Annotated in this window: 15 protein-coding genes; 2 read left to right on the plus strand and 13 right to left on the minus strand. The window is 69.8% G+C overall.

All coding sequences use genetic code 11. The features are described from left to right. Nucleotides 1–81 precede the first annotated feature (81 nt). The 8 genes from ACZ7L6_RS11775 to ACZ7L6_RS11810 form a co-directional block, all read right to left on the minus strand. On the minus strand, nucleotides 82–546 hold the full coding sequence (locus ACZ7L6_RS11775) for an ATP-binding protein (protein ID WP_471922466.1): 465 nt from the start codon (nucleotides 544–546) through the stop codon (nucleotides 82–84). Nucleotides 547–660: 114 nt separating this feature from the next. Continuing rightward, complete coding sequence (locus ACZ7L6_RS11780) at nucleotides 661–1053, minus strand: (deoxy)nucleoside triphosphate pyrophosphohydrolase (RefSeq protein WP_471922469.1); 393 nt, start codon at nucleotides 1051–1053, stop codon at nucleotides 661–663. 41 nt (nucleotides 1054–1094) lie between these two features. Next, nucleotides 1095–1286, minus strand: coding sequence for an SPOR domain-containing protein (locus ACZ7L6_RS11785; protein WP_471922471.1), 192 nt, complete (start codon nucleotides 1284–1286; stop codon nucleotides 1095–1097). Between the two features lie 371 nt (nucleotides 1287–1657). After that, complete coding sequence (locus ACZ7L6_RS11790; protein ID WP_471922474.1) at nucleotides 1658–2410, minus strand: GntR family transcriptional regulator; 753 nt, start codon at nucleotides 2408–2410, stop codon at nucleotides 1658–1660. A 113-nt stretch (nucleotides 2411–2523) separates the two neighbouring features. Beyond that, complete coding sequence (locus ACZ7L6_RS11795) at nucleotides 2524–3792, minus strand: DUF4190 domain-containing protein (RefSeq protein ID WP_471922477.1); 1269 nt, start codon at nucleotides 3790–3792, stop codon at nucleotides 2524–2526. 931 nt (nucleotides 3793–4723) lie between these two features. Continuing rightward, on the minus strand, nucleotides 4724–6301 hold the full coding sequence (locus ACZ7L6_RS11800) for a S8 family peptidase (RefSeq protein ID WP_471922480.1): 1578 nt from the start codon (nucleotides 6299–6301) through the stop codon (nucleotides 4724–4726). Between the two features lie 335 nt (nucleotides 6302–6636). Continuing rightward, nucleotides 6637–6861 (minus strand): hypothetical protein, encoded by a 225-nt coding sequence (locus tag ACZ7L6_RS11805; RefSeq protein WP_471922482.1) that lies wholly within the window; start codon nucleotides 6859–6861, stop codon nucleotides 6637–6639. 79 nt (nucleotides 6862–6940) lie between these two features. Continuing rightward, complete coding sequence (locus ACZ7L6_RS11810) at nucleotides 6941–7771, minus strand: oxidoreductase (protein ID WP_471922485.1); 831 nt, start codon at nucleotides 7769–7771, stop codon at nucleotides 6941–6943. 104 nt (nucleotides 7772–7875) lie between these two features. On the opposite strand from ACZ7L6_RS11810, the gene ACZ7L6_RS11815 reads away from it, so the two are divergent. Continuing rightward, nucleotides 7876–8778, plus strand: coding sequence for a LysR family transcriptional regulator (locus ACZ7L6_RS11815; RefSeq protein ID WP_471922487.1), 903 nt, complete (start codon nucleotides 7876–7878; stop codon nucleotides 8776–8778). Between the two features lie 18 nt (nucleotides 8779–8796). Here ACZ7L6_RS11815 and ACZ7L6_RS11820 read toward each other — a convergent pair whose 3' ends face one another. Next, nucleotides 8797–9453 (minus strand): DUF1326 domain-containing protein, encoded by a 657-nt coding sequence (locus ACZ7L6_RS11820; RefSeq protein ID WP_471922489.1) that lies wholly within the window; start codon nucleotides 9451–9453, stop codon nucleotides 8797–8799. Nucleotides 9454–9779: 326 nt separating this feature from the next. Between ACZ7L6_RS11820 and ACZ7L6_RS11825 the strand changes: the two genes are divergently transcribed. Beyond that, complete coding sequence (locus tag ACZ7L6_RS11825; protein ID WP_471922491.1) at nucleotides 9780–10616, plus strand: DUF2182 domain-containing protein; 837 nt, start codon at nucleotides 9780–9782, stop codon at nucleotides 10614–10616. 324 nt (nucleotides 10617–10940) lie between these two features. On the opposite strand, the gene ACZ7L6_RS11830 is transcribed toward ACZ7L6_RS11825, so the two are convergent. From ACZ7L6_RS11830 to thyX, 4 genes are all read right to left on the minus strand, one after another. Next, nucleotides 10941–11762, minus strand: coding sequence for an SDR family NAD(P)-dependent oxidoreductase (locus tag ACZ7L6_RS11830; RefSeq protein WP_471922493.1), 822 nt, complete (start codon nucleotides 11760–11762; stop codon nucleotides 10941–10943). 279 nt (nucleotides 11763–12041) lie between these two features. Then, nucleotides 12042–13322, minus strand: a complete 1281-nt coding sequence (locus ACZ7L6_RS11835; protein ID WP_471922495.1) for a tyrosine-type recombinase/integrase — start codon at nucleotides 13320–13322, stop codon at nucleotides 12042–12044. A gap of 41 nt (nucleotides 13323–13363) precedes the next feature. Beyond that, complete coding sequence (locus ACZ7L6_RS11840; protein WP_471922497.1) at nucleotides 13364–13546, minus strand: helix-turn-helix domain-containing protein; 183 nt, start codon at nucleotides 13544–13546, stop codon at nucleotides 13364–13366. Beyond that, nucleotides 13543–14232, minus strand: coding sequence for an FAD-dependent thymidylate synthase (thyX, locus tag ACZ7L6_RS11845; protein WP_471923375.1), 690 nt, complete (start codon nucleotides 14230–14232; stop codon nucleotides 13543–13545). Before thyX ends, ACZ7L6_RS11840 begins: the two co-directional genes overlap by 4 nt. Nucleotides 14233–14251 lie beyond the last annotated feature (19 nt).

Raw genomic sequence — 14251 nt, forward strand, 5'->3', positions numbered from 1 at the left:
ACGTACAGCGGCATGGACGCCTGCTGACGGGTTGTACAGGGCCTGAAGTCCGCGTTGCGCGGAACCTGGAGTCGCGGGAGGTCACTCCGGTACCGCGAGCTCGAACCACACCGTCTTGCCCGTACTGCGGCCCGGCCGGGTTCCCCAGCGGCGCGAGGAGTGCGCCACGAGTTGGAGTCCGCGGCCGCTCTCGTCCTCGAGGTGGGCGGTGCGTTCGCGGGGTGGGTCGGGGAGGGGGTCGGAGACCTCGACCAGGAGGACGCCGCCGAGCGAGACGGGACGGACCAGGCGTACGCCGATGGGGCCCGTGGCGTGCCGGAGGGAGTTGGTGACCAGCTCACTGACCAACAGCGCCGCGATGTCGGCGAGGCTGTCCAGGCCCCAGTCGCGCAGGCGGCCGCGGACGGCCGCACGCGCGGCGCGCACTGCGCCCGGCTCTGCGGGAAAGCTCCACTCGGCGCAGTCGCCATGGGTGTCGATCACGCCGATCACTTCCCAGGCCAGCGGGTTCGCCCATGTCCGGTTTCGTGGGGTTAATAGGCACATACCCGATATTCGGGGGCCGGTACCGGGCTCGTTCAAGGCGGGTACCCGCCTTGTTCGGGGGTGCACCGGCCTTGGGGGGTATGCACCGACCTCAGCGCCTCCGGCGGTCCTGCCTCACAGCCGCCGCGCCACCTCCCGTACCGCCGGCACATCCTGGTCCAGCCAGTCGACGTCCCACAGCTCTCCCGGGCTCAGCCAGCGCAACGCGTCATGGTCCTGGAGCGGCTTGGGCTCCCCCGCCCCGGGGAGAAGTCGGACGGTCCACACCTGGAGGACGTAAGGAGGCCTCAGCGGCCACTGACCCGGCACCCGCTCGATCACCTCGGCATCGACGCCGAGTTCCTCCCGCAGCTCGCGCACCAGCGCCGCCTCGGGCGCTTCCCCGGGCTCGACCTTTCCCCCGGGCAACTCCCAGCGCCCGGCCAGTTCCTCGGGGGCGCTGCGGCGCGCCGTGAGCAGGCGGCCCGCTTCCAGCAGCGCGGCACCGACCACGATCCGTTCCGTCATGCGCCGGAGCCTACGGGAGCGGCGGCGCGGGCGCGGATTCGTCAGCTGTCGGCGCTGTTTCCGTTCTGAGCGATCCGCTCGACCCAGTACAGCTGCTTGTGTCCGCGGTTGTCGAGGCTGTCCGCGATCTTCTGGGCCTCCGCCCGGGTCGCGTACCGGCCCACGCGGTAGCGATTGCCGTTGTCGTCCTGCCGGATGACGAGCCAAGGAAGAGTGATCGTGCTGTCGTTCATGGCGCCCCCCTGCTCCTTCCCGCCCACCCCAGCCTTCGGCCGGAGGGACCCCCATCTCGCTTCGCTCGCGGCCTGTGCCGTGCCCCGCCCGCTAAGGAAACCGCAATCCGCATATGCCCGAGCCTACGCCTAACCTTTACGCAGCGAATACGGCTTTTCACAAAGAGGTACGCAACCAGCCAAGTCGCAGGGGGCGCACGTCATCGAATGCGCCGTGCGCAGACGTCGATGCATCCGGTCACAGGCATGCCGGGGATGCGCGCTACGACCTGCGAAAACGGCCAGATTCCAACGGCGGTGGGAGGGGCGGGAGTTGGGGCTCTGGCGGGGGTAACTGCCGTGAAGGTGTGCGCTACCACCAAAGGTGTGCGCTACTTCACGGGCAGGTGGTACGCGACCCGGTAGCGGTCCGCCGGGATCACCACGTCCGCCGTCTCCACGGGGCGACCGGACGCGTAGTAGGTGCGCTGGATGACGAGCACCACATGGCCGGGAACGCCGCCCAGCGCCAGGAGTTCCTCCGCCAGGCCGGGGCGCGCGCCCACCTCCTCCGTCACGTTGTCCACGACGACGTCGATGGCCGCCATGCGCTCGACGACGCCCATGCCGCCGAGCGGACCCTCCTCGGGCAGCATCACCGGCGTACGGCCGGTGACGGCGAGGGGTTCCCAGGACGTGGAGAGCATCATCGCCTCGCCTGCGTCCCGGAAGACGTACCGCGTACACATGACGCGGTCGCCGGGCCGGATGGCGAGCCGCTCGGCGACGGCGACGCTCGCCTCGGTCTGCTCACTGCTGGACTCCCAGGTGCCGCGGGCCTCGCCATTGGCCTGCTCCTGACGGAAGGGCGTGGCACCGCTCGGCGGGCGGAAGCCGGAGCGGGCGATCCGGCGGGGCACGGGACGCTCGCGGACGTAGGTCCCGGAGCCGGAGCGGCCCTCGACCAGGCCCTCGGCCATCAGTACCTTGCGCGCCTCCAGCGCGACGGTGTCCGAGACGCCGTACTCCTCGCGGATCCTGGCCTGGGACGGGAGGCGGGTGTGCGGTGGCAGCGAACCGTCGACGATCTTCTTGCGGAGATCACCCGCGACGCGCAGGTACGCCGGCTGCTCACCGAAAGTCACTGGCCGCTCCCATCAGGCTGTACAGACAGCAACAGCGTGGCAACCGTGGGTTGTCCCGTGCAAGCAAAGGCCAGAGAATCACTCGATGTGATGACTTGTGCCCGGGGAGGGCTTTACGCAGGCGCTTTCTCCCCGCTATAGCCGCGCTCACACATCCGCTCACACAGTTCTGACAGAGCCGACACGCTTCCGCCGTCACTGTCGGAGTCGTCCTCGTACGTCGTCGGCAGGGTGGTGTCCAGGCCCAGAGCCTTGCGTGCGGTGACGGTCGTGGGGCCGTCGACGTACGCGTACGCCTCGTCGTAGTGCGCGTAGAACACGTCCGGGTCGTCGGTCTTCGCCGCCTGCGCCCACTCCTTACGGGCGGCCTCCATCTCCGCGACCAGCTCGGTGACCGGCTGCGCGGCCGACTTCGACCAGGTGTGCCCGCGCAGCGCCGCGATCTGCTCGCCGAGCGCCTCGTGCACGTCCTTCGCCCAGGCCTGGTTCGCCGCCAGGTCGTCCTCGGGCAGGTCCTCGGGCTCCTCGTACAGGGCCATGTCGACGGCGTTGGTCGCGGAGAGGAAGGCGATCTGGTCCGCGTCGAGCGTCGTCGCGTCGCTGCGCAGTGAGCCGGTCAGCTTGCCGTTCTCTTCCGTGCTGCCGAACAGGCAGGTGATCTCGCGGTCGCCGAAGCGCCAGCTCTGACGGGACGGGATGAAGTAGTAGACCTCCGCGTCGTCCGGCAGGGCCCAGGTGTCCATGGCGTAATCGTCGGAGAGCGCGTAGCACTTGTCGTCGGCGATCCGGGTGACCTCGTCGTCGCCGGGGAAGGCGCCGCCCGGCAGCGTGACGACCGCGAAGACCTCGCCGTCGTGGCTGCCGGAGCAGGGCACCTCGTCGACGTCGTACGCCTCGCCCTCCAGGTTGCCGGTCGCCGAGTCGAAGCAGTCGCCCTTGGCGAGCGCGTAGGCGGTGCCGTCGCCGCTCGCGGCGCCCTTGAAGCCGTCCCAGAAGTCGGAGGCGGCGCCTGTCGTGAGCGCGAGCACCCACAGGGCGAGGCCGACGCCGGACAGCACGGACCCGGCGATCGCCATGCCCTTGCCGCGCTCGCCCTTCTTCCTGATCTGCGCCAGCGCGATCAGGCCGAGCACGAGTCCCACGGCGGGCAGGAAGCACAGGATGCCGACGACCAGGGCGGCGATGGCGATGCCGTTGACGGGCGCCTGGCGGCCGAAGGGGGTGTACGGGCCGTAGGGGTGGTACGCGTACGGTCCCTGGGCGCCGGGGACGCCGTACGGGTACGGCGACGGCGGCGGGTACTGGCCCTGCGCGTACGGCCCTTGGGGCTGCTCCGGGGACCCTTGGGGGTGCTGGGGTCCGGGGGGCGGAGGTATGGACACGAGTACCGTGCTCCTGGGTCGGGCGGCGGGGCCGGGGGGTGGAACTGGGGTACGACTTGGCGAATGGTAAGCCGCGCGGGTGCGGGTTTGGTGGGGGTGCGCGTGGCCGATGCCTGCGGCGCCTGTGCGGGTTGGGTGGGGGTGCGCGTAGCGCCTGCGGGTCGGTGGGTGGGTCGGGGCCGCGCCGGGGGGTGTCCGTCCTCGGACCGGCGGTTGCCCTTATGCCAGGAGGTACTGCGTGTTGACGCCGGCCACTGCGGGCGGACACCCCCGACACGTCCCCTTCCCGCCGTACGCGACTGCAGGCCCGTGGGGGTGCGCGTCATCCACGTGCGGCTGCAGCCGCCTGCGTAGCCGCGGAGTCGTCAGCCCGACCCAGCCGCGGGCCGCAACAGCCTGGGCAGCCGTAGGCCGCCACAGCCTGGGCAGCCGTGGGCCGCCGCAGCGTGCGTAGCTGCGGGCCGCCGCAGGCTGCGTAACTGCGGGCCCTCGCGTCTACCTAGCCGTGGGCAGCCACAGCCCGCGCAGCTGCGGACCGTCGCGCCGACCCAGCCGCAGGTCGGGCGCTAGCCTGCGTAGCGGCGGACCGCCACGCCTACCCCGCCGCGGGCGGCCACAACCTGCGCAGCTACGGCCGTCACGCCTACCCCGCCGTAGCCTGCGCAGCAACGGCCGTCATGCCGACGTAGCTGCGGGCAGTCGTGCCGCTGGGGCGGCTCCCGACCACCAGAGGCGGCACCCCGTCGCGCCGGGCTGCGCACCCACCCTCGCCCAGCCCCCACGCCGGAGCAGATGCTGGGGAACGGCTTCCTCGTGCCTTGGCGCCGAATACGGCTCGTCCTCGCGGGTGGCCGGGGCACGGGGCCCAGAGCCGCTCCGCGAGGACGAGGGTGAGGGGGCGGCTCAGGGCCGCCGGGTTATTGAGTGGGGGTCAGAACTGCAGTGCCCAGGCGTCGATCCGCCCGGTGTCGTAGTTCGCGTTGTCGCTCACCCGCAGCTTCCACGTGCCGTTGGCGACCTCCGAGGAGGCGTTCACCGAGTACGTGGTGTTGATGTTGTCCGAACTGCCGCCCGTGCCGTACGACTTCAGCGTGTACGCCGTGCCGTCCGGGGCGATCAGCTGGACCTGGAGGTCGCCGATGTACGTGTGGACGATGTGGACCTCGACGGCGAGGGCCGAGGGCGCGTTGCCGGAGACGCCGGAGACCGTCACCGGGGACTCGACCGTGGAGTTGTCGCTGATGGTGTAGTCACCGGTGTTCTCGAAGCGCGGGCCCGGAGGGGTCGTCGTACCGCCGCCGACGTACAGGAGCCGGTTGGGCGAGCCGGTGCCGGGGCTGGTGACGACGCCGGTCGTGGCGGCGGCCGTCAGGGCCGAGGCGACCTGGGACGGGGTGGCCGAGGGGTTGTCGGCGAGGTACAGCGCGGCCGCGCCCGCGACGTGCGGCGTCGCCATCGACGTACCGGAGATGGTGTTGGTCGCCGAGTCGCTCGAGTTCCAGGCCGACGTGATGGACGAGCCCGGCGCGAACAGGTCGAGGACCGAGCCGTAGTTGGAGTAGCTCGCCTTGGCGTCGGACGACGTCGTTGCGCCGACCGTGATGGCCTCCGTCACGCGTGCGGGGGACCTTGTGGAGGCGTTCGTCGACTCGTTGCCCGCCGCCACCGCGAAGGTGACGCCGGAGGCTATGGCGTTGCGTACGGCCGTGTCGAGGGCGGTGTCGGCGCCGCCGCCGAGGGACATGTTGGCGACGGCGGGCTTGACCGCGTTGCGGGCGACCCAGTCGATGCCGGCGACGACCTGGTCGGTGGTGCCCTGACCGGAGTTGTTCAGCACACGGACGCCGACGATCTTCGCCTTCTTGGCGACGCCGTATGCGTTTCCGGCGACCGTGCCCGCCACGTGCGTGCCGTGGCCGTGGCCGTCCTGGGCGGTGTTGTCGTTGTCGATGGCGTCGTAGCCGTAGGAGGCCCGGCCGCCGAAGTCGCTGTGGGTGATGCGGACGCCGGTGTCGATGACGTACGCCGTCACACCCTGCCCGGCCGAGTCCGGGTACGTGTACGAGCTGTTCAGGGGGAGGTTCTTCTGGTCGATGCGGTCCAGGCCCCAGGAGGGCGGGTTGGTCTGGGTCGCGTCGATGCTGAACGTGCGGTTCTGGACCACGGAGGCGACCGCCGGGTCGGCGGCGAGCCGCTTCGCCTCGGCCTCGGAGGCCTCGATCGCGTAGCCGTTGAGGGCCTTCTTGTACGTCCGCTCGATGTCGGCGCCGTACTTCTCGACGAGGGCACGCCCCGTCGCCGAGCCCGAACGGGCGTGGTCCGCCCTGAGGGTCACGATGTAGCTGTCGGCCACGGCATCGGCCGCGCCCGCGTACTGGATGCGGCCCTCGGGAGCGGCCGCGGCGGGGAGAGCGGAGACGAGGCTCGCGGCGAGGGCCGCGGTGGCCACGGCGCTGAGGGCGGCAAGTCTTCGCCGGGTGTCTCTGCGGGAGTTACGCATCACTGCCATCTGAGGGGTCCTCCTCGAGTGGTGGTGCGCTTGTGGGGGTGACACTGGAATAGGCAGGGGCATGTCAATTCCCTGTGCCGTTCCTGTGTGTCAGCCGAAAGATTGAGGCCTCCACAGGAATTGCACAAGGGCCCCTGCACGGCGAACTCAGCCCACGGCTGTGATGAGGGCGGGCCTGCCTCGAACCCGTGCAGAGCAGGCGGTGCACGCGGACCGCGCGAACCTGGCCCATGCGGTGGGCGCGGGATGCCGCCTGGTGTTCGACGGCTGACTTGAGCTGCGGCTCGCAGAGGATCACGACGGATGCGGCCCGCAGGTTGAGGAGATCGGCCGGTTCAGCGGCCCTGTTCGATCCTTGCCTGCTCCCGCAACTCGTCGTACGCGTCGTCGTCGAGGGCCGACTCGTGCATCGTCATGACCGACCACGGGACCGGACAGGGCGGGGCGTGATCGGGGTCGGGGCAGAGGAGCTTGGTGATCTGCTCCTCGATCTGCTCGGCCTGCCGCTGCGTGGCATAGATGCCCAGCCGCACTTCCCAGACGCTCGGCTCTTCCGGCATCGCTCACCTTCCTGCTGCCAGGGGAGAAAAAGGCTAGGGCGCGGCTTCCGCGCCCCCAACCTCTTTTTCAGCCATGGCCTCAGTCGTCGAAGGCCGTCGCCCGCGCGCTCTTCTCCCACGGAGCGATGTCCTCGCGGACCTGGTCGAGGTGGCCGAGGACCGCGGTGACGCCGTCGTCGCCGAGCGGGAGGCGCAGGGGGGTGCGGTCGGCCTCCAGGGCGGCCAGGATGAGGGCCGCCGCCTTGGCCGGGTCGCCGGGCTGGGTGCCGTCGCCGCCGGAGACGAAGCCGCGGGTCTGGCTCACCTTGGGGTACAGGCCGCTGTCCGTGCTGGCCCCGGCCCGCCCGGTCTCGAACAGCGACGTACGGAAGGAACCCGGCTCGACGATCAGTACCTTGATGCCGAACTCGGCGACCTCGTCCGCGAGCCCTTCGGACATGCCCTCCAGCGCGAACTTGGTGGCGCTGTACGCCGAGAAGCCCGCGAAGGACATCTGCCCGCCCATGCTGCTCATCTGCACGATGGCTCCGGCCCGCCGCTCACGCATGTGCGGCAGCACAGCACGCGTGAGGGCGGCGGGCCCGAAGACATGCACATTGAACAGCTTGCGCAGCTCGTCCTCGGTTGTCTCCTCGAAGGCGCCCACATGGGTGCGGCCCGCGTTGTTCACCAGCACGTCGATCCGGCCGTGCCGGGCGATCACATCCCGTACGGCGGCCTCGGCGGCCCCCGTGTCGCCGACGTCCAGCCGCAGCGCCTCCACCTGGTCGGGGTGGGCGGCCACGAGATCGTCCAGGCCCTCGGGCCGCCGTACCGCCCCCACCACCACGTCACCCTCGGCGAGCGCCGCCTCCGCGATGGCCCGCCCGAAGCCGCTGCTCGCGCCGGTGATCAGCCAAACCTTGTTCATGACAGCTCCTCGTATGCGTTGATCGCAATCGTGTGGTCGCGCAGGAACCAGCCTGCTGCCTCTGCCAGTTGCGCGTCCAAGACCCACGCTGATAACCGATGGTTATGCCCATGGACGTTCATGTGCGCGACCTGCGCTACTTCCTGACGGTGGCCGAGGAACTGCACTTCACCCGCGCGGCCGAACGGCTGTACGTCTCACAGCCCGCGCTCAGCAAGCAAGTACGGGCGTTGGAGCGGCAGTTGGGTGTGGAGCTGTTCCGCCGAGATCCGCGGGGCGTCACGCTCACCGAGGCCGGCGCGGCACTGCTGCCGCACGCCCGGCGGGTGCTGGACGCCTGGTCGGAGGGGGCGGCGGCGGTGGAGGCGGCCCGGGTCGCGGCACGCGGCACGCTGGTGGTCGGCATGAGCACCAGCCCGGGACGCGGCGGCCTGCTCCCGGCGATCCGCTCCCGCTTCACCGCCGCGCACCCGGACACGGTCCTGCGTCTGCGCCAGGTGAGCTGGGAGGACCCGACGGCGGGCCTGGCGGACGGCGACGCGGACGTGGCCTTCGTCTGGCTGCCCCTGCCCGACGCCGACCGCTACGCCTGGACGGTGATCGCCGAGGAGCCCCGCCTGGTCGCCCTCCCGGAGACCCACCCCCTCGCGTCCCGTCCGGAGATCGACTTCACGGCCCTGCTCGACGAGCCGTTCCTCGCCCTGCCGGCGAGTGCGGGGCCGTTGCGCGACTACTGGCTGGCGCTGGAGGAGCGGGGAGGCCGGCCGCCGCGCGTCGGGGCGGAGATCGCGAGCACGGAGGAGACGTACGAGGCACTGGTCGCCGGCCTGGGGATCTGCCTGGTGGCGACGGGCAACGCCCCGCTGATCACCCTGGGCGGGGTGGTGACCCGCCCGGTGCGAGGGCTCTCGCCGAGCCGGTACGCGCTGGCGTGGCGCAGGGAGGACGAGGGGCGGCCTCTGGTGCGGGCGTATGCGGAGGCATGCCGAAAGGTCAGCGGCGGCTGACCGGGTTCTGCCGGGCGCTCAGTCCGGGCCGCTCCAGTCGAAGGGGAAGTGCTTGCTCGACTTTCCCGAGCGTTCCCAGGAGAAGCCGAACGCGTCGACACGGTCGGTCGTGGCCCGTCCCCAGGTCGCGACCTGCCCCGGTCCCACCTCCGCACCGGGTGCGCCGTGCACCTGTACCCGTACGCCCTCCGGAGTGGTCGGCCCGGTGAGCGCGTCGGCGCTTGCGGCCACGCGTCCGGGGATCTCGGCACGCCAGGTCCCGAGGTCCTCGTCGATCTCCACCTGGATGGGGGCGGTGTCCATGCCCCGCATCTCAGGGCCGAAGACCTCAACGAACTGCGCGGGCCAGCCACCGGCCGCGCCGCCGAAGATCGCCCCGAGTGCGTCGCGTTGCCGCTGGTCCGCCCGCTCGTCGAGGAAGACCGCGGCGTACGGATCCGTGTGCTCGCGGGCCCAGACATTGCCGGTGAAGGAGGCGAGTATGAGGACGTTGAAATCGTCGAGTCTCACGTCGCCGAAGTTGCCCTCCCGGATGTGCCAGACCATCACGCCTTCGCAGTCACCGTAGGTGGGAGGCTGGGCGAAGGTGCACGGGCACGGTATGGCGCACTTGCAGACGTCGAACCAGTCGCCGGCCACATGCCAGCGCGTATCGGTGGTCACCTGCTCTGTCATCTTGCTTCCCTCCTTCCGGGCCCGGAGGCTCGTTCGGAGTGTCGAGACCACGTCCCGGGAGGCTCTCGGGATCGCGAGGACTCCATTCCAGTTTGCGCCTGACCGGGCGGAAGGGTAATCGCGCCGCTGGGGAAGCGGGGCGGGCAGCTCAGCTGGGGAAGCGGGTCAACTGGGCAAGCGGTCCGCTGGGCAAGTGGATCGGCGAGCCCGGGTGCCTCGTGCAGCATCGTGCCGCAGGGTTCTCGTCGGTGAGGAGGCGCCAGGGGCGCTGTCGCGCCGCAGGTGGAGGCGTGCTCTCCTGGAAGTGTCCGCAGGAGGCCATGCCGATGCGTATCACCCGGCCCTTCGAGCCCGCCCCCACCCGGTCGCCTGCGCCGACCGGAGCCGGCGGTGGGTTGCTGCCGAGGCGGGACCTCGCGGCCGCCTGGCTCCTCGTCGTCCTGATCGCGGTGCCCGCGTGGGCGCTCACCATCGGGCAGGCCCGGGACATGGGGGTCGAGCCGGGCACGATGGGGATGGCGCTGCCCCTGTTCCTGCTGCTGTGGGTGACGATGATGGCGGCGATGATGCTGCCGTCCATGGCGCCGGTGGCCATCACATGGGTGCGGGGAATCGGCCGCCGGTCCTCCGGCTGGACCCGGGCGGCGCGCACGGCCGAGTTCGTCGGCGGATACCTGATGGTGTGGACGGCCTTCGGGGCGCTGGCCTATGCGGCCCTCGTCCTCACCGGCGATCTGGTGGCCGATCATCCGACCGCCGGGCGCTGGATCGGCTTCAGCGCGTTCCTGCTCGCCGGTCTGTATCAGCTCGGTCCCCTCAAGAACGTGTGCCTGCGGCACTGCCGCGCCCCCATGAGCCACCTGATGCGCTACGCCGGCTACCGGCGTCCCGCCCGCGACCTGAGGGTGGGGCTCCACCACGGCGCCTACTGCGTCGGCTGCTGCGCCGGGCTCATGATCGTCCTGATCCCGCTCGGGGTGATGAACGTGGCCGCCATGGCGGGGCTGGCCGTCCTGATCTTCGTCGAGAAACTGTGGTCCCGCGGGCCGTTGCTCTCCCGCCTCGTGGGCCTCGTCTTCCTCGTCCTGGCCGTACTCGCCCTGTCCCAGAACTGGCTGCTGCCGGGTCTGCAGGACTCGATGTCGTCGATGGACGACATGTGACCCACGACCGGGGGCAGCCGGCCTCATGGGTCGGTTCCCGGATGGCTGGTGCGGGCTCTCGCACCAACTGCTGTGCCCCGCCACTCACAGTGGCCAGGCGGCCAGCAAATCGCCGGGGCGGTAGACGGCATCGAGCCCCGGAGCAGCTTCGCGCTCGAGCGTGCTGACACGAATGTCAGTAACGTCAACGTCAGTAACTTTCACCGCATGAAGCGGGCCCGGCGGGATGGGTTTCGCCTCCGGACGGAGAAGAAACAAGGCCGCGGCACGAGGCCCGCGCCCGGGGCCCGACCTGCGAGGGCGAGCCCCTCCCGGCCCCCGGTGTCAGGAGACCTCGTCACGGCGTGGCGTGACATGGAAGTCGAACGCCAGCGTCCCGGGATCAACGGCCGTCGCCCCGCCGTCGACGGTGAGCACGGCGCCATTGACATACGACGCTGCCGGGGACAGCAGCCAGCCGATCGCCTCCGCGATCTCACGTGGCTCGCCCGGCCGGCCCATGGGCAGGAGTCTGGTCACCTCCTCGTAGGCGTTCGCCACGCCGTCTCCCGGCAGGTCCGCTTCCGCGGCGAAGCGCGCCATGCGCCGGTCGGCCATCTCGCTCCGTACCCAGCTCGGGCACACGATGTTGGCCCGCACCCCCTGACGCCCGTAATCGACGGCGACGGAACGGCAAAGCTGCAGCAAGGCCGCCTTGGACGTGGCGTACGGGGCGTTGCTCGTGCCGTTGCGCAGAGCGGACACCGAAGCGACAGCGACCACCGCCCCGCTCGCCTCCAGCAGGTGCGGGATCGCCGCGCGCAGGAGCAGCAGCGGGCCGGTGACGTTGGTGCGCATGACCTCGTCCCAGTCCTCCAGCGACAAGTCGCCTACGGTTCCACCGCGCCCGATACCCGCATTGAGCACAAGCCCGTCGAGTCGTCCATGCGCGTCCAGGGCTGCTCGGACGAGACCGTCGGCGGCCTCGGGGTCCCCCACATCGGACGGATACGCAAGTGCCCCGGTCTCCCGTTCGAGACGCCGCAACGGCTCGCTCCGCCGACCGGAGACGACCACGTGGTGGCCTCCCTCGCGCAGCAGGCGTACGGCGGCCTCTCCAATGCCCGTACCGCCGCCGGTCACAATGACAACTCGCCTGTCCGTCACTGGTGTTCTGGCTCCTTCGGGATCACAAGGTGGATCCGAGCCTAGAACCCACTGATCCATTGCCGACGGCTTTGAGACAGGGCCGGCCACGAGAACGGGGCCGGTCCCCAATGGAACCGACCCCACCTGACCTGCATGTTTGCCAGATCAGTGATCACATGCCCGGCAACCCGCTACACATTGAAGCGGAACGTCTACCACAACGCTCTCACCTGCGGAAACGGGCTTCTGAGAGATCCAAGTCAGCACAGAATCAGCACGGAAAAACAAGGTCAGCACCTAGGCCACTTCGTCGTACCCCTCCGAGGTTCGCGGAGCCTCGCTCGGGATCTCCACCGGCACGGGCCGCATGGCATTCTGCATGACCTCGCGGCAGCGGTGCCAGGCACCCGGCACGAGGTGCCCATAGATGTCCACGGTGGTCTTGATCGACTTGTGGCCCAGCCAGCGCGAGACCTCGTGGATCGGGATGCCGTTTGCAAGAGCAGTCGAGGCGAAGAAGTGCCTCAGCGAGTGCGGGGTGTACTTCGGCTTGCCGTTCACGTCCACCAGACCGGCGGCCCGACACGCCTTCTTGAAGTGGTAGCCGTACGTCGTCGCCGTGGGCATGGTGCCCTTGCCTCGATCACGCGGAGCGAAGAAGACTTCGAGCTGTCGATCCTTGCCCGCCTTGTCCTTGAAGGTCACCGGGATGGAGTCCCACTGCTCCAGGTGGGTGTCGATCTCGTCGTCGATGAAGGGAGCGATCGGGATGTCCCGGTACTCCCCCTCGGCCCGGTGCTTCAGCGGGACGAAGGTCGTACGGCGATCGCCGCGGTTGGCCTGCGAGCTGACCTGCCAGCGGACGCGGATGAAGTCGGTCCGCCGGCACTCGCTCGCGAAGGCCAGAGTTTCGCTGATCCGGAGGCCAGCCCCCGACTGCAAGTAGATCGACAGCCGGTACTGAGGCGAGATGTGCTTCGCCAACAGCTCGACCTCTTCGAGGCTGGGAATCTCGTCCTCGTCCACGGCGAGCGAACTCGTCCGGGGGATCTTGACACCCTTCGCCGGGTTCTCGGATATGCGCTTCTCGACGACGGCTGCCTCAAGCATCGCGGCCACGAACTTCATGCGGTCGTTGATCGTCGAAGCGGCCATGCCCTCGCCCTTGTGGTGCAGGGTCGCCACGAAGCGCTCGAAGTCGGCCTTCGCGAGCCCAGCGAGAGTCTTGCGGCCGAGGTGGGGGACGAGGTGGTTCTTTGTGAACCCCTCGTAGTTGCGCAGGGTGCCCTCGGCGAGGATCTGCCGGTCCAACCACTCTCGCGACCAGGCCCGAAGGGTGATAGCGCCGCGCTGGGGGTCGAGGTAGATCCCCATTCCCTTGTCGTGCTCGACCTTGGAGGCGAAGGCGTCAGCTCCGTCCGGACCGGTCTTCTTCGCGAAGGTCTTCTCTCGCTGTCTCGCGGTCCGGCCGCCGGGCTCGCGGTACCGGACGGTCCAACTGTGACCGCAGCGGTTCTTCTCGCACGGGTAGTAGCGGTTCTGCTCGTCCTCTTTGCACTTCTGAAAAACGGTTGCCATGTGGCCCCCTTCCGTACTTGGGCAAGGCAACGCTGTGCCTGTTACCCGTAGTGATCTTCGAGATAGGCGACGATGTCGCGCTCGCGGAATCGCAGGAGGCGGCCGACCTTCTGGGCCTTCAACCCCCACGTCCGGTACTTGTTCTTGACGGTGATCTCGCTGACCTTCAGCCAGTCCGCGACCTCTGTCGGCGTCAGCAGCCGGTTACTCCCCCCTGCCGTCAAGGGGCGACCCGCCCGTTCGCCTCGAAGGCGGCATGGGTGACCGGCATCAGGTCGGCGAAGATGGCCTCGACCTTCTCGGCGCACATCTCGATCTCGCGCTGAGGATGGGAGACGAAGGCCGCAGACTCGTTGTGCGTGCGCAGGGCGAGGAAGTTCATCAGGGAGCGGGCGTTGAAGGTGACGTACATCGACGAGTACGTGCCGACGGGCAGGACGACGCGGGCTACCTCGCGGGCAACGCCTGCGGCGAGCATCGTGCGGTACGAGTACCAGGCGTGTTCGTAGGCGGCGCGAGTGGCCTCTCGGACGACCGCACCCTGAAGGATGGAGCCGGGCTCGAAGGTGTAGTGGCCGGGCTTGCCGACCTGGACGAGATTGCGGTCTTCCGCCGGCACGTAGAAGACGGGGCCGAGTTCCCGGTAGCGCCCGCTCTCCTCGTTGTAGCTGACCCCGATCCGGTGACGCATCCACTCGCGGAGGACGAAGATCGGCGCCTCTACGTAGAAGGTCATGGAGTTGTGCTCGAAGGGGCTGCCGTGCCGCTCGCGCATGAGGTAGTTGATCAGGCCGTTCTCGCTGGCGCCGAGGATCTCGGCGGGGAGCGAATCGGCGCCCTGGGTGGATACGCGGGCCGCGAAGACTGCATCGGCGTCCGAGGCTGCGTGCTTGATAAGGCGGACGGTCATGTCGTCGCGGAAGGTCAGG

Source organism: Streptomyces sp. NPDC107522 (genome assembly GCF_055657525.1).

Excerpts from the sequence above, each read along its gene's own strand:
- ACZ7L6_RS11775 (WP_471922466.1), bottom strand. The coding sequence starts at position 546 with ATGTGCCTATTAACCCCACGAAACCGGACATGGGCGAACCCGCTGGCC.
- ACZ7L6_RS11780 (WP_471922469.1), bottom strand. The coding sequence starts at position 1,053 with ATGACGGAACGGATCGTGGTCGGTGCCGCGCTGCTGGAAGCGGGCCGC.
- ACZ7L6_RS11785 (WP_471922471.1), bottom strand. The coding sequence starts at position 1,286 with ATGAACGACAGCACGATCACTCTTCCTTGGCTCGTCATCCGGCAGGAC.
- ACZ7L6_RS11800 (WP_471922480.1), bottom strand. The coding sequence starts at position 6,301 with ATGGCAGTGATGCGTAACTCCCGCAGAGACACCCGGCGAAGACTTGCC.
- ACZ7L6_RS11805 (WP_471922482.1), bottom strand. The coding sequence starts at position 6,861 with ATGCCGGAAGAGCCGAGCGTCTGGGAAGTGCGGCTGGGCATCTATGCC.
- ACZ7L6_RS11810 (WP_471922485.1), bottom strand. The coding sequence starts at position 7,771 with ATGAACAAGGTTTGGCTGATCACCGGCGCGAGCAGCGGCTTCGGGCGG.
- ACZ7L6_RS11815 (WP_471922487.1), top strand. The coding sequence starts at position 7,876 with ATGCCCATGGACGTTCATGTGCGCGACCTGCGCTACTTCCTGACGGTG.
- ACZ7L6_RS11820 (WP_471922489.1), bottom strand. The coding sequence starts at position 9,453 with ATGACAGAGCAGGTGACCACCGATACGCGCTGGCATGTGGCCGGCGAC.
- ACZ7L6_RS11825 (WP_471922491.1), top strand. The coding sequence starts at position 9,780 with ATGCGTATCACCCGGCCCTTCGAGCCCGCCCCCACCCGGTCGCCTGCG.
- ACZ7L6_RS11835 (WP_471922495.1), bottom strand. The coding sequence starts at position 13,322 with ATGGCAACCGTTTTTCAGAAGTGCAAAGAGGACGAGCAGAACCGCTAC.
- thyX (WP_471923375.1), bottom strand. The coding sequence starts at position 14,232 with ATGACCGTCCGCCTTATCAAGCACGCAGCCTCGGACGCCGATGCAGTC.